Source organism: Pseudomonas sp. HN2 (genome assembly GCF_020736465.1).
GTDB classification, from domain to species: Bacteria; Pseudomonadota; Gammaproteobacteria; order Pseudomonadales; family Pseudomonadaceae; genus Aquipseudomonas; species Aquipseudomonas moraviensis_A.
Genome location: NZ_CP085885.1, coordinates 952560 through 972187, shown reverse-complemented (window position 1 = coordinate 972187; position 19628 = coordinate 952560). Strand labels below are relative to the sequence as shown.

At 59.1% G+C, this 19628-nt stretch carries 15 protein-coding genes; 8 read left to right on the top strand and 7 right to left on the bottom strand.

Going from position 1 to position 19628, the window contains the following annotated elements; genetic code table 11:
- Window positions 1-114 precede the first annotated feature (114 nt).
- Window positions 115-1560, bottom strand: a complete 1446-nt coding sequence (locus LIS66_RS04110) for an aldehyde dehydrogenase family protein (RefSeq protein ID WP_042608781.1) — start codon at window positions 1558-1560, stop codon at window positions 115-117.
- 71 nt (window positions 1561-1631) lie between these two features.
- Window positions 1632-2543, bottom strand: coding sequence for a 5-dehydro-4-deoxyglucarate dehydratase (kdgD, locus tag LIS66_RS04105; RefSeq protein ID WP_039759443.1), 912 nt, complete (start codon window positions 2541-2543; stop codon window positions 1632-1634).
- A gap of 298 nt (window positions 2544-2841) precedes the next feature.
- Here kdgD and LIS66_RS04100 point away from each other — a divergent pair, with 298 nt between their 5' ends.
- Window positions 2842-3222, top strand: coding sequence for a hypothetical protein (locus tag LIS66_RS04100; protein WP_227973687.1), 381 nt, complete (start codon window positions 2842-2844; stop codon window positions 3220-3222).
- A gap of 131 nt (window positions 3223-3353) precedes the next feature.
- The gene (locus tag LIS66_RS04095) at window positions 3354-3716 is read left to right on the top strand and encodes a hypothetical protein (RefSeq protein WP_227973686.1); all 363 of its coding nucleotides are present in this window, start codon (window positions 3354-3356) and stop codon (window positions 3714-3716) included.
- 7 nt (window positions 3717-3723) lie between these two features.
- On the opposite strand, the gene LIS66_RS04090 is transcribed toward LIS66_RS04095, so the two are convergent.
- From LIS66_RS04090 to LIS66_RS04075, 4 genes are all read right to left on the bottom strand, one after another.
- Entirely contained in the window at window positions 3724-4470 is a 747-nt protein-coding gene (locus LIS66_RS04090) for a FadR/GntR family transcriptional regulator (protein WP_110603732.1), read from the bottom strand.
- Window positions 4471-4659: 189 nt separating this feature from the next.
- On the bottom strand, window positions 4660-6387 hold the full coding sequence (locus LIS66_RS04085; protein WP_227973685.1) for an ABC transporter ATP-binding protein/permease: 1728 nt from the start codon (window positions 6385-6387) through the stop codon (window positions 4660-4662).
- A gap of 96 nt (window positions 6388-6483) precedes the next feature.
- A complete protein-coding gene (locus LIS66_RS04080) occupies window positions 6484-7044 on the bottom strand; it encodes a response regulator transcription factor (RefSeq protein ID WP_003221630.1) in 561 nt (186 codons plus the stop codon).
- Window positions 7037-8299, bottom strand: a complete 1263-nt coding sequence (locus LIS66_RS04075) for an ATP-binding protein (RefSeq protein ID WP_042608786.1) — start codon at window positions 8297-8299, stop codon at window positions 7037-7039. Before LIS66_RS04075 ends, LIS66_RS04080 begins: the two co-directional genes overlap by 8 nt.
- Window positions 8300-8701: 402 nt before the next feature.
- On the opposite strand from LIS66_RS04075, the gene LIS66_RS04070 reads away from it, so the two are divergent.
- Entirely contained in the window at window positions 8702-9418 is a 717-nt protein-coding gene (locus LIS66_RS04070) for an SIMPL domain-containing protein (protein ID WP_064364477.1), read from the top strand.
- A 171-nt stretch (window positions 9419-9589) separates the two neighbouring features.
- Here LIS66_RS04070 and LIS66_RS04065 read toward each other — a convergent pair whose 3' ends face one another.
- Window positions 9590-9952, bottom strand: a complete 363-nt coding sequence (locus tag LIS66_RS04065) for a DUF6124 family protein (protein ID WP_227973684.1) — start codon at window positions 9950-9952, stop codon at window positions 9590-9592.
- A 1023-nt stretch (window positions 9953-10975) separates the two neighbouring features.
- On the opposite strand from LIS66_RS04065, the gene LIS66_RS04060 reads away from it, so the two are divergent.
- From LIS66_RS04060 to LIS66_RS04040, 5 genes are all read left to right on the top strand, one after another.
- Window positions 10976-12577, top strand: coding sequence for an ABC transporter substrate-binding protein (locus tag LIS66_RS04060; protein ID WP_227973683.1), 1602 nt, complete (start codon window positions 10976-10978; stop codon window positions 12575-12577).
- A gap of 260 nt (window positions 12578-12837) precedes the next feature.
- Complete coding sequence (locus LIS66_RS04055) at window positions 12838-14463, top strand: ABC transporter substrate-binding protein (protein ID WP_042608790.1); 1626 nt, start codon at window positions 12838-12840, stop codon at window positions 14461-14463.
- Window positions 14464-14763: 300 nt separating this feature from the next.
- Window positions 14764-16362: an ABC transporter substrate-binding protein gene (locus LIS66_RS04050; protein WP_227973682.1), complete on the top strand. Its 1599-nt coding sequence runs from the start codon at window positions 14764-14766 to the stop codon at window positions 16360-16362.
- A gap of 176 nt (window positions 16363-16538) precedes the next feature.
- On the top strand, window positions 16539-17954 hold the full coding sequence (locus tag LIS66_RS04045) for an OprD family porin (protein WP_042608792.1): 1416 nt from the start codon (window positions 16539-16541) through the stop codon (window positions 17952-17954).
- Between the two features lie 76 nt (window positions 17955-18030).
- Window positions 18031-19626: an ABC transporter substrate-binding protein gene (locus tag LIS66_RS04040; protein WP_227973681.1), complete on the top strand. Its 1596-nt coding sequence runs from the start codon at window positions 18031-18033 to the stop codon at window positions 19624-19626.
- Window positions 19627-19628: the final 2 nt, after the last annotated feature.

Here is a 19628-nt window from a genome sequence, read left to right as displayed (position 1 = left end):
TTGGTCCCCGGTTTGCCGGGTGTTCCCTGTAGGAGCTGCCGAAGGCTGCGATCTTTTGATCTTCAGAAGCAAAGATCGCAGCCTTCGGCAGCTCCTACAGGGGTATTGCGTGTATCAGGAGCCGATGTAACTGGTCTTCACGACCGTGTAGAACTCTTGCGCATAGCGGCCTTGCTCACGGGAGCCATAGGACGAGCCTTTACGGCCACCGAACGGTACGTGGTAATCCACGCCGGCAGTCGGCAGGTTGACCATCACCATCCCGGCCTGGGAGTGGCGCTTGAAGTGGTTGGCGTACTTCAGCGAGGTGGTCGCGATGCCGGCCGACAGGCCGAATTCGGTGTCATTGGCCATCGCCAGCGCGGCGTCGTAATCGGCCACCCGCACAATGTTGGCGACCGGGCCGAAGATCTCTTCGCGGCTGATACGCATCGACGCTTCACTGTCGGCGAACAGCGTTGGTGCGAGGAAGTAGCCTTCGGTATCGCAGGTCACCACACCACCACCGCTGACCAGACGTGCACCTTCGGACTGGCCGATGTCGATGTACTTCATGTCCTGTTCAAGCTGCGCCTGGGAGACCACCGGACCGATGTCAGTGCCGGCTTTCAGCGCGTGACCGACCTTGATCGACTTCATGCGCTCGGCCATGGCCTCAACGAACTTGTCGTGAATGCCGGCGGTGACGATCAGACGGCTCGACGCCGTGCAACGCTGGCCGGTGGAGTAGAACGCGCTCTGCACCGACAGCTCGACCGCTTGCTTGAGGTCGGCGTCGTCGAGAATGATCTGCGGGTTCTTGCCACCCATTTCCAGCTGAACCTTGGCCTGACGCGAAACGCAGTTGACCGCGATCTGCCGGCCAACGCCTACCGAACCGGTGAAGCTGATGCCGTCGACTTTCGGGCTCTGCACCAAGGCATCGCCAACCACACGACCGCTGCCCATCACTAGGTTGAACACACCGGCCGGGAAGCCTGCGCGGGAGATGATTTCCGCCAGCGCCCAGGCGCAGCCCGGAACCAGATCGGCAGGCTTGAGCACGACGCAGTTGCCGTAGGCCAGCGCCGGGGCGATTTTCCACGCCGGGATGGCGATCGGGAAGTTCCACGGGGTGATCAGACCGACCACGCCCAGCGCTTCGCGAGTGACTTCAACGTTGACGCCCGGGCGTACCGACGGCACGTAGTCACCGGACAGACGCAGGCACTCACCGGCGAAGAATTTGAAAATGTTGCCGGCGCGGGTCACTTCACCGATCGCTTCCGGCAGGGTCTTGCCCTCTTCACGGGCCAGCAGCGTGCCGAGTTCTTCGCGACGGGCGAGGATTTCAGTGCCGACTTTATCCAGCGAATCGTGACGGGCCTGAATGCCCGAAGTGGAATACGCCGGAAACGCAGCGCGAGCGGCGTCGATGGCGGCGTTGACCTGAGTCAGATCAGCCTTGGCGTAGTCGCCGATGGTGTCGCTGAGTTCGGACGGGTTGATGTTGGCCGAGTAATCGGCACCGGCGACCCATTCGCCGTTGATGTAGTTGTCGTAGCGTTTTGCAGTTGTCACAGGGCAGCCCTCAACTCTAAAAGCCTTCACGCAAAAAGCCGCTGATTGCTCAGCGGCCTCGCTTTTCTCGTTTACTGCGCGCCTTGCTTGTCGATCAGCGCAGCGAGCATTTCGTACTCTTCGCCGGTCAGGTCGGTCAGCGGTGCCCGCACCGGGCCTGCGTCATAGCCGGCGATTTTTGCACCTGCCTTGACGATGCTCACGGCGTAACCGGCCTTGCGGTTGCGGATGTCCAGGTATGGCAGGAAGAAGTCGTCGATGATCTTGCCGACGGTGGCGTGATCTTCGCGAGCGATCGCGTGGTAGAAGTCCATCGCGGTTTTCGGGATGAAGTTGAACACCGCCGAGGAGTACACCGGCACGCCCAGCGCCTTGTAGGCAGCGGCGTAGACTTCGGCGGTCGGCAGACCACCCAGGTAGCTGAAACGATCACCGAGGCGGCGACGGATCGACACCATCAACTCGATATCGCCCAGGCCATCCTTGTAACCGATCAGGTTCGGGCAGCGCTCGGCCAGACGTTCCAGCAGCGGTGCGGTGAGGCGGCAAACGTTGCGGTTGTAGACGACCACGCCGATCTTCACCGATTTGCACACGGCTTCAACGTGCGCGGCAACACCGTCCTGGCTCGCTTCGGTCAGGTAGTGCGGCAGCAGCAACAGGCCTTTGGCGCCCAGACGTTCGGCTTCCTGAGCGTATTCGATGGCCTGACGGGTCGAACCACCGACGCCGGCGAGGATTGGCACGCTGGTGGCGCAGGTGTCGACGGCAGTCTTGATGATTTCCGAGTATTCGCTGGCGGCCAGGGAGAAGAACTCACCGGTGCCGCCGGCAGCGAACAGAGCCGAAGCGCCATACGGAGCCAGCCATTCCAGGCGTTTGATGTAGCCCGCGCGGTTGAAATCGCCCTGCGCGTTGAAATCGGTCACCGGGAAAGACAGCAGGCCGGCAGAGAGGATGGACTTCAGTTCTTGTGGATTCATTATTCGAACACCCTGGTAGCAACGTTTTATTGTGAGTGGACCGTTCAGCCTTCGCCGAAGTTGTAGGTCATCGTACAACTTAAAAGATAACCGTCAACTGCATTTCATCGTTGGCAGCGCTTTTTTGTCCGACAAAATCGCTTTTTGCGCTTGCTGAAATCGCTGGAAGGCCTGTCCTTGAAGCCTTCGCTCGCGGAAATATCTGGTCTGGATTCGTTTAATTCCTGAGGGACCAGCGGCTCGTAAAGTACGTCGACTGCCACGAAGGATCGTGGCGGACCACTCAAAGGAAGCCTTTATGTCGATGCATTTTGCCGCCCCCACCCTCCCCCACGCCGCCCCTGCGCAGGACGACTGCGTCACCGTTCAACTCTCGCGACTGCCGGACATCCTCACCGTGCAGGTGCCGGATTCCAGCGATTTCGCAGCGAACTGGAGCGTTTACGCGATCCTCGGCAGCGATGCCGAAGAGCCTGAATGGGAAGGCGATGAAGTGGACACTGGCGCGTGGGACGACGCCGAGGATGAAATGGAAAAGCTGTTCGACATCGAGGTGCAACTGCCGAAAGAGGCACTGCAACCGTATCTGAACCGCGAGGTGGAGCTGAGGTACAAATTTCGCGATGAGTCGAGTATGGAACCGTATTCGCAGGCGTTGAGGTTGCGGGTTGAGGCGTGAGGGATTGGGTGTTTGAGGAATGACCGTTGGTCGGGACTGGTATTTCTTACAGGTGCCAGGCTTTCGCGATCCATACGTTAATCAGCTTGAGCTGCCAACGGCTCGTTTCGACAACTAAAAGGATTTTGAACATGACAGATAAACGTTTCGCTATCCAAATGCTGCCAGCGCCTGTGCTGAAGGAAGCAATCAATGGCGTCCTGCACGTACCTAGCCTGGTGGACCCCGCTCACGGAATAGTACCTGCGTCTCAAGAAGCGGCCTCAGGGGACACAATTACACTGAACGTGTACGACTCTGACGGCGCCGAGCAGTGGTCACATTCCGTAGTACTGACTGAAAGCTCCGCTGGAAAGTCCGTTGAGTTTGCAATCCCGAAAGCGCCATTTGAAAGAATGCTCAAAGCTGGCATGAATGCGCGCTTGCAGTACTCCAACGACAGAGCAGGCAACGTCCGGCAATCATTACCATTGGAAATCACGCTTAAAGGCTGATCCAACCTCAGCCCTGCGCCTGCGCTTCTTCATGGGCCTGGCGCAGTCTTTCGCGGCTGTTGGTCAGGTGCAGACGCATCGCCGCACGCGCCGCATCGGAATCCTGCCGGGCAATCGCGTCGTAGATTTCCTCGTGCTCGCGGCTCAGGCGGCTCATGTAATGCTGTTGATCATCGTGGGCCAGGCGCGCCGAGTTCAGCCGCGTACGCGGAATGATGCTGGTGCCCAGGTGGGTCATGATGTCGGTGAAGTAGCGGTTGCCAGTGGACAGGGCGATTTCCAGGTGGAAAGCGAAGTCCGAAGACACCGCATCGCTGGCATGCGAGGCGCTTTCGTTCAGGGCGTCGAGGGCGGCGCGCATGGTTGCCAGTTGCTCGGGGCTGCGACGTTGCGCGGCGAGGCCGGCGGATTCGACTTCGAGGCTGATGCGCAATTCGAGAATCGCCAGGACGTCACGCAGAGTGACGACAGTGGCCGGGTCGATGCGGAAACCGCTCGGGCTCGGTGTGTCGAGAACAAAGGTGCCGATGCCGTGGCGGGTTTCCACCTGACCGGCAGCCTGCAAACGGGAAATCGCTTCGCGCACCACAGTGCGGCTGACACCATGGGCTTCCATGATCGCCGACTCGGTGGGCAACTTGTCGCCACGCTTGAGCAGGCCATCGCGGATCTGCTCGCTCAACACCGTCACCAGTTCCTGGGCGAGGCTGCGGCGCTTGCGGGGGAGGCGCGGGGTGTCGATCAGCTTTTCCATGATTTGTATCTTGTCTCGAAAGTTCGGCTTGCGGCCATCATAGCTCAAGCGAGTTGTACGATCACCGCCCAGATCACATACCCTTTGTAGGAGTGAGCCTGCTCGCGATAGCGTTCTATCAGCCACATCCATGTTGAATTTATCGACGCTATCGCGAGCAGGCTCACTCCTACAGGGGTTGTGTGGGCGTCAGGCAGTCACGGGTTGCTCCACCAGACGCCCGCTGTCGATCCGCACATGCCGTGGATGGAATCGTTTCAAACTGCTTCGATGGCCGACGCTGACAATGCTCAACCCCGGAATCTCATCGATCAACGCCTGATAAAGCGTCGCCTCGTCCTCTTCATCCATCGCCGAAGTGGCTTCGTCCATGTACAGCCATTGCGGTGCATAGAGAAGTGCGCGGGCGAAGGCCAGGCGTTGCTGCTCGCCCGGCGAGAGCATGCGCTGCCAGTGATTGGCCTCATCCAGACGTCCAACCAGGTGCGGCAGACGGCAGGTTTCCAGTACTTGTGCATAACGCTCTGGCGCGTAGGTGTCGCCCGGTTGTGGATAACTCAGTGCCTCACGCAATGTACCGATGGGCAGATAAGGCTTCTGCGGCAGGAACAGATAACGCGCTGCCGGCAACCGGATATTGCCGTGCCCCGCCGGCCACAAATGCCCCATCGCCCGCAGCAGAGTGGACTTGCCGCTGCCGGAACGGCCGCTGAGCATCACTCGCTCACCCGCCTCCACGGTCAAATCGGCGTTGGTCAGCAGGTGACGACCGTCGGCCAGATCCAGGCCGAGGTCATGTACTTGCAATTCGCTGCCCTGATTCTGCACACCGATGGCGGGCACGCGCTCCTCGTTGTTGCTCATGGCATTGCGGAAACTCAGCAGACGATCGCAAGTGGCCCGCCACTCGGCCAGATCCTGGTAAGCGCTGATGAACCAACTGAAGTTCTCCTGCACATTGCCGAACGCCGAGTTGATTTGCATCAGCTCACCCAGCTCGATCTTGCCGCTGAAATACCGCGGCGCTGCAACGATGAACGGAAAAATGATTGCGATCTGGCCATAGCCCGAAGTGAAAAACGTCAGGCGCTTGGACACGCGCATGATGTCCCAGAAGTTATGCCAGACCAGTCCGAAGCGATTGCTCAAACGACGGTTTTCATTCGGCTCGCCGTTGTACAACGCGATGCTTTCAGCGTTTTCGCGTACCCGAACCATCGAAAAACGCAGGTCGGCTTCAAAGCGCTGCTGGTTGTTGTTCAAACCGATCAGACGTCTACCAATCAAGTGCGTCAGCCAACTGCCGACCGCCGCATAGACCAGTGCACACCAGAACATATAGCCGGGAATAGTGAAACCGAACACCTCGATGCTCCCGGACACACCCCACAGGATGATCGAAAACGACACCAGACTGACGACCGTACGGATCAAGCCCAAGCCCAGCGCCAGCGTGTTCGCGGTGAATTTATTAAGGTCTTCGGAAATTCGCTGATCGGGGTTATCGGTGTAACCGCCCTGCTCCAGCTGATAGTAATTCTTGTGTTCAAGCCAACGGGTGAAGTGCTTTTCGGTCAGCCATGCCCGCCAGCGAATGGTCAGCATCTGCGTCAGATATTGGCGATAAACCGCAGCGAGAATCGCCACAGCCGCAATACCGCAGAAGTACAGGATCAACTGGCAGAACGCCGCCTCGTCCTTTTTCTGCAGGGCGTTGTAGAAATCCTTGTACCAACTGTTCAGCCACACCGCGATCCATACGCTGAACAACGTCAGCGCGATCACGGCAATCAGCAATGTCCAGGCCTTGCCCTTCTCTTCGCTGCGCCAGTAAGGCGTGGTCATCGCCCAGACTTTGCGAAAAAACTGCCCGCGCACAGCATCGTTGACCGCGGAATATTCAGCGTTCTGATTCATGGATAAGGCTCGATAGAAAAAACAACAGACACGCGCCGATCATAGATGATCGGCGCGATTTATCGCGAGGGCAGGCGATAGTCGTTCAGCGCAGGTTCAGCGACGCACCGGACGTTTCTGCAGTTTGCGCTGCAGGGTGCGGCGGTGCATGCCCAGCGCTCGCGCCGTGGCGGAGATGTTGCCTTCGTGCTCGGTGAGCACGCGCTGGATGTGCTCCCATTGCAGACGGTCGACCGACATCGGGTTTTCCGGCACCAGACTGTCGAGGTCGGCGTGCTCGGACAGCAGCGCGGCCAGTACGTCGTCGGCATCGGCGGGTTTGCACAGATAGTTGCAGGCGCCGCGCTTGATCGCCTCGACCGCGGTGGCAATGCTCGAATAACCGGTGAGGATCACCACGCGCATTTCCGGGTCCAGCTCCAGCAGTTTGGGCAGCAGCACCAGGCCGGAATCGCCGTCCATTTTCAGGTCCAGCGCGGCGTAATCAGGCAGATCGGCCTGGGCGATGGTCAGGCCTTCTTCAGCGGAACCGGCGGTGCTGACGCGAAAGCCACGGCGGGCCATGGCACGGGCCATGACGCGGGTGAAGGTCGCGTCGTCGTCGACCAGCAGCAGATGCGGCAGTTCTTCGCCTTCGACTTGGATTTCGTCACTCATGTTGGTCTCCTCGGGCGCCGTGAGGCAGGCGCAGCTCGGTGAGCGTGCCGCCTTCCTCATGACTATAGAGTTTCACTGAGCCGCCGGCGCGTGTCACGCTGGCCTTGCTCAAAAACAGGCCCAGGCCGAAACCTTTGCCCTTGGTGGTAAAAAACGGTTTGCCGATCTGCTCGGCAATGGCCAGCGGCACACCGGCGCCGTGGTCGCGAATGCTGATGGTCAACGTTTCCGCATCCCAATCCAGCGTCACCTGGAGATTTTCCGGGCAGGCGTCAGCAGCGTTGTTCAGCAAATTAAGCAGCGCCTGAGTCAGATCCGGCGGCGGCGCCATGCGAGGCACCGTGCCCTGGCCGAGACGCTGGAAGCGATAACTGGCCTCCGGGCGCATCAGGTGCCAGCGGTTCAGCGCTTCGTCGAGCCAATCGGTGACGTCCTGCATCTCCACCGCCAGACGCCGGTTGGCCTCAGCGGCGCGGACCAGTTGCTGCAAGGTTTCCTTGCACAGCTTGACCTGATCCTGCAGCACTTTCAGATCGTCCTGTAGCAGTGCATCGGGGTGATCCTGCTGCATTTCCTTGAGCAACACGCTCATGGTCGCCAGCGGGGTGCCCAGCTCATGCGCCGCACCGGCAGCCTGGGTCGCAACGGCCAGCAACTGCTGATCGCGCAGACCTTCTTCGCGACGAATCGCGCGCAACTCTTCCTGCCGGCGCAGCTCTTCAGCCATGCGCGCGGCGAAGAATGTGATAACCGCAGCGGCGAGGGCGAAGCTCAGCCACATGCCGTAGATCTGCAGATTCTCACGGGCGACCGGCAAGGTTTCCAGCGGGTAGAAACGCGTCAGCATCACCGTGTACAGCGCCAGTGCGATGCCGGACAGAATCACCGAATAACGCCACGGCAACGTCACCGCCGCGATGGTCAGCGGCACCAGATAATAGGAAACGAACGGGTTGGTCGAGCCGCCGGAGAAATACAGCAGCGCACTGTGGATCACCAGATCGCAGGCCAGTTGCAGCGCATATTCAAGCTCGGTCACCGGCCACGACGTACGCAGGCGCACAGCCGTGAACACGCAGAGCAGAATCGAACAGCCAAGGGTCATCGCCAGCTGCACCCACGGCAATGGCAACAATTGCAGCCAGTACGCCAGGCCCACGGACCCGGCCTGCGCGGCCAGCACCAGGGTGCGGATGAAAGTCAGCCGCCAGAGGTTCTGGCGAGTGGCGGAAGTCAGTTGTACGGGGGCGAGCATGAGCTCTCCTGATGAGCGCTCCAGGCGGATCGCACGGAGTATAACCAAGGCGCGGGGTTCAGAGGCGAAAGTGCGGCAAACGACCACATGGCGCTGTCCGTAAATTCAAACGAGGCGATTTTTTGTTGCGGCATATCACCTGTGGCGAGGGAGCTTGCTCCCGCTGGCCTGCGAAGCAGGCCCGAACCCGGCTACCATGATCTTTCTGAAACAGCGCTGCTGCTGATTTTACGACTGCTGCGCAGCCGAGCGGGAGCAAGCTCCCTCGCCACAAAGGCACTGCCGCCCCACCAGGCCGATCTGTATCGAAGTTGTAACTGGGCGAACCGGATCATAGAAGTTAGAGTCTGATGGTTCACGCAGGCCGAGACCCAACACCTGCGCCTCATTCAAGGAGCCTTCATGCACACATTTCGCCGCAGCGCCGCCCTCCTCGCCCTGACCGTCGGCAGCGTCGCCAGCCTTCCGGCGCTGGCCGCCGATGAGCTGCACTACAACCAGATTTCCCTGCGCGCCGAAGTCAGCCAGGAAGTCGCCCGCGACCAGATGATCGTGACGCTCTACACCGAAGAGCAGAACACCGACCCGGCCAAACTCGCCGCCGCCATCAGCACCACCATGAACAAGGCCACCGCCCAGGCCAAACAGGTCAAAGACATCACCCTGCGCACGGGCAGCCGCAACAGTTATCCGATCTATGACACCAAAGGCCAGAAGATCACCGGCTGGCGCGAACGCGCCGAACTGCGCCTGGAAAGCACCGACTTCGCCGCCCTGTCCAAACTCACCGGCGAACTGCTGACCGACCTGAAAATGGGCGGCATGGACTTCGCCATCGCCGACCCGACCCGCAAGGCCAGTGAAGACCAATTGCTCAAAGAAGCCGTCACCGCCTTCAAGAACCGCGCGCAACTGGCCACCGATGCCTTGGGCGGCAAGGGCTATAAAATCGTCAACCTGAACCTCAACAGCAACGGTTATCCACAGCCGTACCTGCGTGCGCCGATGATGATGAAAGCAGCGGCCATGGATTCCGCCCCGGTGACACCGGAAGTTGAAGCCGGCACCAGCCAGGTCAGCATGACGGCTGATGGCGCGATTGAAGTGTTGATGCAGTGATTTGAGCTTGGCTCAATGCAGGACCGCCGATCGTTGAATGATCGGCGGTTTTTTTATGCCCGGGATTTGCTGTGGATGAACCACCCTCTTCGCGAGCAAGCTCGCTCCCACAGTTTGAAATGCGCTCACCTGTAGGAGTGAGCCTGCTCGCGATGAACGATAACGCGATCGTCAGGCCTGTGGATCAACCCGATCCAGCGCCCGATTCACCGCCAGCTCCGCGAGCATGATGATCTGCTGAATCGCCAGCGCCGTGTTGCGCTGCGGACGGCCGAGCTGATCGGCGAAATCGCTGGCCAGCGTGTTGGCTGACGCGAGGGATTCACAGGCATGAGCCAGCAGACTTTCGGTGTCGATGTCGGGCTGGATCAGAAACATCGTGCTGGGTGGATGGGGTTTGCTGGGTGCCGGGCAGAGATAGAAATCGAGGGCACGCTTGATGGCTTCGCGGTTTTTTGCGAGATCGTCGGCGCGCAGCGCGGCTTCGAGGGGGGTTGGGGTTTCTTCGGGTGGGTCGGGGACTGGCTTGGTCATTAAATAGCCCTACTTTGCTAAATGAACGCCATCACCTGCCGTTTCTCACGCGGCGAAGTGGGTGGCAGCTATGTGCGGGGTGAGAAACCGGAAAAATAGGAAAACCGGCCAGACCGAAGTCTGCCCGCACACAGCCGCCATATCGCTATTGCAGACAACTGAAGAGCTGGCGGCAATTATGCGGACATGCGCACTGAATCACTAATTTTCCGGGTTCTCACACCCGATCGCTGAACATCCAGCGACGACCCAAGCCTAGAGAGCGGACGTCCGACGGACAACCTGAAAACCTTGTGGGAAGGTTCGGGTTATTTGGCAGCGGATTTAAACAGCCAAAAGCAAACCCTCACCCTAACCCTCTCCCGGAGGAAGAGGAGACTGACCGAGGTGTTTGGCAGACCTGCGCCGACGTGGAATACCGAGCTGAATGCAAATATGCAGAAGATCACAAGCCCCTCACCCTAACCCTCTCCCAGAGGGAGAGGGGACTGACCGAGGTGTTTGGCAGACCTGCGCCGACGTGGAATACCCAGCTGAATGCAAATATGCAGAAGATCAAAAGCCCCTCACCCTAGCCCTCTCCCGGAGGGAGAGGGGACTGACCGAGGTGATTGCGAGAGCTACGCCGACGTGAGGTACCGAGTCGAATGCAGGTTTTGAACACCACCCAAATCGGCCCCCTCTCCCTCGGGAGAGGGCTGGGGTGAGGGGCAGCAACAACACAAATCAAAAGCCGGCCCCCCACGCTTTTCACCACTCAATAGGCCGAGTGCCAGCTCGCCTGCTCTTGATCTTGATCCACGGGCGACAGGTAGCCTGACACGGAGGGGTTTGTAAAAAAAGTGAGTCGCCGTCAGGGCGAAACCCTAAGCCGCCATTACCGCAGCAACGGATATGCCCCCAATCAAAAAAACGCTCAGATATACCGAGATAGACACTCCCCCAAGAAAAACGATATTTCCGAAGCCCCCCAAACCCCAGCTACCCTGAACCAATAACCACCGCCAATTCCCCGGGGACTCCATGCCAAGATCCACCCTCAAACCGCTCTTGATCTCCCTGGCCCTTGCCGCCACCGCACCGATCGCCAACGCCGCCACAACCCTCGTCTACTGCTCCGAAGCCAGCCCCGCCGGCTTCGACCCGAGCCAATACACCAGTGGCACCGACTTCGACGCCTCCGCCGAAACCGTCTTCAATCGCCTCACCCAATTCCAGCGCGGCGGTACTGACATCGAGCCTGGCCTGGCGACCAAATGGGACGTCTCCAGCGACGGCCTGCACTACACCTTCCACCTGCGCGAAGGGGTGAAATTCCACACCACCGACTACTTCACCCCGACCCGCGACTTCAATGCCGACGACGTCCTGTTCACCTTCCAGCGCCTGCTCGACCCGGACAACGCTTTCCGCAAGGCCTACCCCGCCGAATCCCCCTACTTCACCGACATGGGCCTGAACACCACGATCCAATCGGTGGAAAAACTCGACGACCACACCGTGCGCTTCAACCTCAACAACGTTGATGCAGCCTTCGTACAGAACCTCGCCATGAGCTTCGCCTCGGTACAATCGGCCGAATACGCCGCACAACTGTTGAAGGACGGCAAAGCCGCCGACCTCAACCAGAAACCGGTCGGCACCGGTCCGTTCGTGTTCAAGCGCTATCAGAAGGATTCCCAGATCCGCTACGCCGCGAACAAGGCCTACTGGAAACCCGAAGACGTGAAAATCGACAACCTGATTTTCTCGATCACACCCGATGCCGCCGTGCGCCTGCAGAAGCTCAAGGCCGGTGAATGCCAGGTCAGCGGTTACCCGCGCCCGGCCGATATCGAGGTGATGGAAAAAGACCCGAACCTGCGCGTGCTCAAACAGGCCGGATTCAACCTTGGCTTCCTCGCCTACAACACTACCCATCCGCCGCTTGATCAGCTCAAGGTGCGTCAGGCGCTGGACATGGCCATCGACAAACCGGCAATCATCAAGGCGGTTTACCAGGGCGCCGGCCAACTGGCGCAGAACGCTTTGCCACCCGCGCAATGGTCGTTCGATCCGAACATAAAAGACGCGCCTTACGACCCGGTCAAAGCCAAGGCGCTACTCAAGGAAGCCGGGGTTGCACCCGGTACAACCATCAACCTGTGGGCGATGACAGTGCAGCGCGCCTCGAACCCTAATGCGCGGATGTCGGCGCAGATGATCCAGCAGGACTGGGACAGGATCGGCATCAAGGCCAACATCGTCAGCTATGAATGGGGCGAGTACATCAAGCGGGCCAAGAATGGCGAACATGACGCCATGATCTACGGCTGGACCGGCGACAACGGCGACCCGGACAACTGGCTCGGCGTGCTTTACAGCTGCGCGGCCGTCAAAGGCAGCAACTATGCGAAATGGTGCGATCCCGCCTACGACAAACTGGTGCAGCAGGCCAAAGTGGCCACGGATAAAGCGCAACGGGTAAAACTGTATCAACAGGCGCAACTGATCCTTAAACAGCAAGTGCCGATCACGCCGATCGCCAACTCCACGGTCTTCCAGCCGTTGCGCAAAGAGGTCACTGACTTCCGTATCAGTCCTTTCGGTCTAACCCCTTTTTATGGCGTGGGTATAAATAAGTAACACCCAGCCCCAAGGCGGCGCGCAGAACATGACTACCGCACCGTTTTGGGGCTCGGTTTGCACCTTAAAAACCACCCGCAAACGGTCAAATGCGTCAAAAGTTACACGGATGCGACATTAAGGTACGTACGTGCCACCGTTTAACGCCGCCGACCGCTCTGGATCTTGCATTGGGTATGGGCCCTGCATAAGTATCCGCAGGCACGACTCACGAGGTCGTACCTCACTACTAAAAAATGACAACAAATCATGAGGCCAACATGCTTAAACACGCGGTCATTCCGTTTCTAGTCGGCGCAGGCTTGTTAGCCTCCGCACCTTTCGCCACCGCTGCGACTAACCTGGTGTTCTGCTCCGAAGGGAGCCCGGCCGGTTTTGATCCAGGCCAGTACACCACCGGAACCGACTTCGACGCCTCAGCCGAAACCATGTTCAACCGCCTGACCCAGTTCGAGCGCGGCGGCACCGCCGTGATTCCTGGTCTGGCGACCAAGTGGGACATTTCCGACGATGGCCTGACTTACACCTTCCACCTGCGCGAAGGCGTCAAGTTCCACACCACCCCGTATTTCAAGCCGACCCGTGAATTCAACGCCGACGACGTGCTGTTTACGTTCAACCGCATGATCAACAAGGACGACCCGTTCCGTAAGGCGTACCCGACCGAATTCCCGTACTTCACCGACATGGGGATGGACACCAACATCACCAAGATCGACAAAGTCGATGACCACACCGTCAAGTTCACGCTGAAAGAAGTCGACGCCGCGTTCATCCAGAACCTGGCCATGAGCTTCGCTTCGGTACAGTCCGCCGAATATGCCGCCCAGTTGCTCAAGGATGGCAAAGCCGCCGACATCAACCAGAAGCCGATCGGCACTGGCCCGTTCGTGTTCAAGAGCTACCAGAAAGACTCGAACATCCGTTACACCGGCAACAAGGATTACTGGAAGCCTGAAGACGTGAAGATCGACAACCTGATCTTCGCCATCACCACCGACCCGTCGGTGCGTATCCAGAAGCTGAAAAAGAACGAGTGCCAGGTCACCCTGTTCCCGCGTCCGGCCGATCTGAAAGCGCTGAAAGAAGACAAGTCGCTGAAGATGCCGGATCAGGCCGGCTTCAACCTTGGCTACATCGCCTACAACGTGATGGACAAGGTCAAGGGCAGCAACGAGGCCAACCCGCTGGCTGACCTGCGCGTTCGCCAGGCGCTGGACATGGCCGTGAACAAGCCGCAGATCATCGATTCGGTTTACCAGGGCGCTGGCCAGCTGGCCGTCAACGCCATGCCGCCGACCCAGTGGTCCTACGACACCACCATCAAAGACACCAAGTACGATCCTGAGAAAGCCAAGCAGCTGCTCAAGGAAGCCGGCGTCAAGGAAGGTACCGAAATCGTTCTGTGGGCGATGCCGGTGCAGCGTCCGTACAACCCTAACGCCAAACTGATGGCTGAGATGCTCCAGTCCGACTGGGCCAAGATCGGCTTGAAAGTGAAGATCACCAGCTACGAATGGGGCGAGTACATCAAGCGTTCCAAAGGTGGCGAGAACCAGGCCATGATCATTGGCTGGAGCGGTGACAATGGTGATCCGGACAACTGGCTCAACGTGCTGTTTGGCTGCGACTCGCTGAGCGGCAACAACTTCTCCAAGTGGTGCGACAAGAAGTTCGACGGACTGGTGAAAGAAGCCAAACGTACCACCGACCAGGGCAAGCGCACCGAGCTGTACAAACAGGCGCAACACGTCCTTAAAGATGCAGTCCCAATGACACCTATCGCTCACTCGACGGTGTATCAACCCATGCGCGCCAACGTGCAGGATTTCAAGATCAGCCCATTTGGCCTGAATTCCTTCTACGGCGTCAGCGTCAGCAAGTAAGACATTGCAGCGGCGGCGTTTCTGACGTCGCCGTTGCTTTATCTACCGGGAAAAAAGGAAAAGGCCTACACCCAAATCCGCCGCAGATGATTGCTTCGGTATAGGCGCGTCGACTTTTCCTACGAGCATTAAGGCAATTACGTATTTACTGCCAGCAGCACGGTGCCTACCGTCGCGTACTGACCAGTGTCTGCGTGGGCGACCGGTTTTGCCGTACGTATTGGATTGAGCTCAATGCGGCCAAAAAGTCCCGGGATCGGGCCGAGGCGCATTGCACAACACTAAAAAAGAGGGAGCGTCATGCGCCATACCTTGTTTTTTTCCGCACTGTTGGGCGCCGGCCTGTTGGCCGCCACGTCTGCAAGCTACGCCGCCAGCGACAGCCTGGTGTTTTGCTCGGAAGGCAGTCCGGCGGGTTTCGATACCGCGCAATACACGACGGCCACTGACAACGACGCCGCCGAGCCGCTGTACAACCGTCTGGTCGAGTTCGAAAAGGGCGCGACCAACGTCGTACCGGGTCTGGCGACCCAATGGGACATTTCCGAAGATGGCCTGAAATACACCTTTCACCTGCGTGAAGGCGTGAAATTTCATACAACCCCTTACTTCAAGCCGAGCCGCGATTTCAACGCCGACGACGTGTTGTTCACGTTCAATCGCATGCTCGACGCGCAACAGCCGTTCCGTAAGGCCTACCCCACCGAGTTTCCGTACTTCAACGGGATGAGCCTGAACAAGAACATCGCCAAGGTCGAAAAGACCGGGCCGCTGACCGTGGAGTTCACGCTCAACAGCGTCGACGCCGCGTTCATCCAGAACATCGCCATGAGTTTCGCCTCGATTCTGTCCGCCGAATACGCCGACAAGTTGCTGGCCGACGGCAAGCCGAGCGACATCAACCAGAAGCCGATCGGCACCGGGCCGTTCGTGTTCAAGAGCTACCAGAAAGACTCGAACATCCGCTACACCGGCAACCCGCAGTACTGGGATCCGAGCCGGGTCAAACTGAAGAACCTGATTTTCGCGATCAACACCGACGCCTCGGTCCGCGTGCAGAAACTCAAGGCCAACGAGTGCCAGATCACCCTGCACCCGCGCCCTGCCGACGTTGAAGCGCTGAAAACCGATCCGAAGCTGCAACTGATTACCAAGCCTGGCTTCAACCTCGGCTACATCGCCTACAACGTGCGCCACAAGCCGTTCGATCAATTGGAAGTACGTCAGGCGCTGGACATGGCGGTGAATAAACAGGGGATTCTCAACGCTGTTTATCAGGGCGCCGGCCAACTGGCCGTCAACGCCATGCCGCCTACCCAGTGGTCCTACGACGACACCATCAAGGACGCCGCCTACAACCCGGAAAAAGCCAAAGAGCTGCTCAAGGCTGCCGGTGTGAAAGAAGGCACCGAGATCACCCTGTGGGCGATGCCGGTGCAGCGCCCGTACAACCCGAACGCCAAACTGATGGCCGAAATGCTCCAGTCCGACTGGGCCAAGATCGGTCTGAAAGTGAAGATCGTCAGCTACGAATGGGGCGAGTACATCAAGCGCACCAAGAACGGCGAGCATGACATCAGCCTGATCGGCTGGACCGGTGACAATGGGGATCCGGACAACTGGCTGGGCACGCTGTACAGCTGCGACGCGATCGGTGGCAACAACTACTCCATGTGGTGCGATCCGGCGTACGACAAGCTGATCAAACAGGCCAAAGTCGTCACCGATCGTGATCAGCGCACCGAGCTTTATAAACAGGCCCAGCAATTGCTTAAACAGCAAGTGCCGATCACGCCTGTCGCCCACTCGACGGTCAACCAGCCGTTAAGCACCAGGGTCGAAGGGTTCAAAGTCAGCCCGTTCGGCCGCAATGTGTTCTCGGGTGTCAGTATCGATTAAACCAACCGATTAGCCGCAATGCTGAGGGGAGCCGTCTACTCCCCTCACGCAAGCGCTTTGCCGAAATTCGCCAATCCGGCCTTTTGCAAACGTTTGCGATGTGTGAACGAGTTCTAAACCAATAACCGGCATACCAAAAAAAGCCGGGATAAAAAGAAAGTAAAGGAGCTTCACCCATGAAACTGAGCAGCACCGCGATACTGGCCTTGGCCATCAGCAGCATCACCGCCACGGCTTATGCGGAAACCCAGAGTCAGGCGTTTACCCCGGTAACGGTCAACGAGAAGAGCGCCCAGGCCGAAGCCACCGGCTTCCTCGAAGGGCAATCGATCAGCGGTTCGACCCGTAACTGGTACGCCAACGAACAACTCAAGCGTGGCGGCAAGTTCGCTTACCGCAAGAACGGCCAGTCGACCGAAACCGATCGCCGGATCAACTGGGTGCAAGGCACGATCATCAAGTACAACTCGGGCTTCACCGAAGGTACTGTCGGCTTCAGCACCGAAGTGGCTGCCTACAATGCAATCGCCCTTGAGCGCGACCGCGAGAACCTCGCCGCGAACAACGGCGGCGCTCCGGGCACCCGCCCAGGCGCGGGCAACAACCGTACCCTGACCCGTGAAGGCGGTGACGCGGTAGGCCAGTGGAGCAAGCTGGGCCTGGCCAACGTCAAGGCGCGCATCTCCAACACCACCCTGACCGCCGGCCGCATGAACTTCAGCAGCCCGCAAGTCGATGTGATCGGTAACCGTCCGCTGCCATCGAGCTTCGAAGGTATCGCGATCCACAGCGAAGAGCTGAACAACCTGGCGTTCGACGTCGCCACCTTCGACCGCGTTTCGCCACGTACCGAAGAAAGCCTGAGCAAATTCCGCTCGGAATACGGTGACATCAACGCCGAAGCCGATCACGTCAACACCGCCGGTATCTCTTACCAGCCGTTCGCCAGCCTGACCACCAGCCTGTGGGGCACCCAGGCCGAAGACCTGTGGAACCAGTACTACTTCGGCGCCACCCACGTGCTGGGCGATAGCTCGGTGCTGAGCCTGACCACCGGCCTGAACTACTACAAGACCGTCGACGAAGGCAAAAAACTGCTGGGGGACATCGATAACGACACCTACTCGCTGTCGTTCGGCCTGACGCATCAGGCGCACACCGTGACCTTCTCCTATCAGGAAGTGAACGGTAACGAGTACTTCGACTACCTGCACGAAACCAACGGTATCTACCTGGCCAACTCCCTGCTCTCGGACTTCAACGGCCCGAACGAGAAATCCTTCCAGGTTTCCTACGGCATCAACATGGCTGAATACGGCGTGCCTGGCCTGAAATTCAACATCTACCAGGCACGCGGCTGGGGCATCGACGGCACTCACTACAAGGGTGGCGGCTACGATGGCGTGCAGGCGATGGACGGCGAACACCACTATGAATACGGCGTCGGTGCAGCCTATGCAGTACAAAGCGGCCCGCTCAAAGCCACGACGATTCGCGGCACCTACACCGCGCACCGTGCCAGCGAAAACCAGGCTGACGGCAGCATCAACGAGTTCCGTCTCGTGACCACCATCCCGTTCAACATTCTGTAAAAACGCAACCGGCGGCTGACTCATGATGAGTCGGCCGTTCGGTTTTCTGTCTTCAACCGATTGCAGAGGGTTATCGATGAAAATGCTTCCCCTACGTGCGGCCATCGCGGCTGCGTTGCTGAGTGTCGCTGTCGGCGCCTCGGCCAAACCCTTGGTGGTCTGCACCGAAGCCAGCCCGGAAGGCTTCGATATGGTCCAGTACACAACTGCAGTCACGGCGGACGCTGTGGCCGAAACCATCTTCAACCGGCTCGCCGATTTCAAGCCCGGCACCACTGAAGTGATCCCGGCACTTGCCGACTCCTGGGACATCAGTGAAGACGGCCTGAGCTACACGTTCCACCTGCGCAAAGGCGTCAAGTTTCACACCACCGAATATTTCAAGCCGACCCGCGACATGAATGCCGACGACGTGGTCTGGAGCTTCCAGCGCCAGCTGGACCCGAATCACCCGTGGCACAAACTGTCGAGCGTGGGCTTCCCGTACTTTGAGAGCATGGGCTTCAAGGAACTGCTGAAAAGCGTCGAGAAAATCGACGACAACACGGTCAAGTTCACCCTGACCCGCCGCGAAGCGCCGTTCCTCGCCGACCTCGCCATGGCGTTCTCGTCGATCTACCCGGCCGAATACGCCGACCAGTTGCTCAAGGCCAACAAGGCCGGCGACCTCAACAACAAGCCGATCGGCACCGGTCCGTTCATCTTCCAGCGCTACGCCAAGGATGCCCAGGTACGCTTCAAGGCCAACCCGGATTATTTCCGTGGCAAGCCACCGGCCGACGCGTTGATCCTGGCGATTGCTACCGACAACAACGTGCGTCTGCAGAAGCTCAAGGCCAACGAATGTCAGGTCGCCCTGTATCCGAAACCGGATGACATCCCGAGCATCAAGAAAGACAGCAACCTGAAAGTCGACGAGCTCGACGCGATGACCGTTTCGTACGTCGCGATGAACACTCAGCACAAGTACATGAGCGATGTGCGTGTGCGCAAAGCCATCGACATCGCGTTCGACAAGGAAGCCTACGTCAACGCGCTGTTCGGCAAGGGCAACGCGTCGGTGGCGGTCAACCCGTACCCGCCTACCCTGCTCGGCTACAACCATGACCTGAAGAACCCGCCACGCGACCTCGATGCAGCGCGCAAGCTGCTCAAGGAAGCCGGGGTTCCGGAAGGCACCACGTTTACCCTGTTCACCCGTAACGGCGGCGGTCCGACCAACCCCAATCCGATGCTCGGCGCACAAATGATGCAGGCTGACCTGGCGAAAGTCGGGATCAAGATCGACATCCGCGTCATGGAATGGGGCGAGATGCTCAAGCGCGCCAAGGCCGGCGAGCACGACATGGTCTCGGCCGGATGGGCGGGCGACAACGGCGACCCGGATAACTTCCTGACGCCTATGCTCAGTTGCGAGGCCGCCAAGAACGGCGAAAACTACGCACGCTGGTGCAACGAGAAATTCCAGGCACTGCTGGATGAAGCACGGGCTAAAGTAGATCCGGCCGAACGCGCCGCGCTCTACGAACAGGCTCAAGTGCTGTTTAATCAGGACCAGCCATGGATCAGCATGGCCCATACTCGGATGTTCACTGCAATGCGCAAAAATGTAGAGGGCTACCACATCAGCCCTCTCACCACTAATAACTTCGCCACCACCCAGGTGAAGTAGAT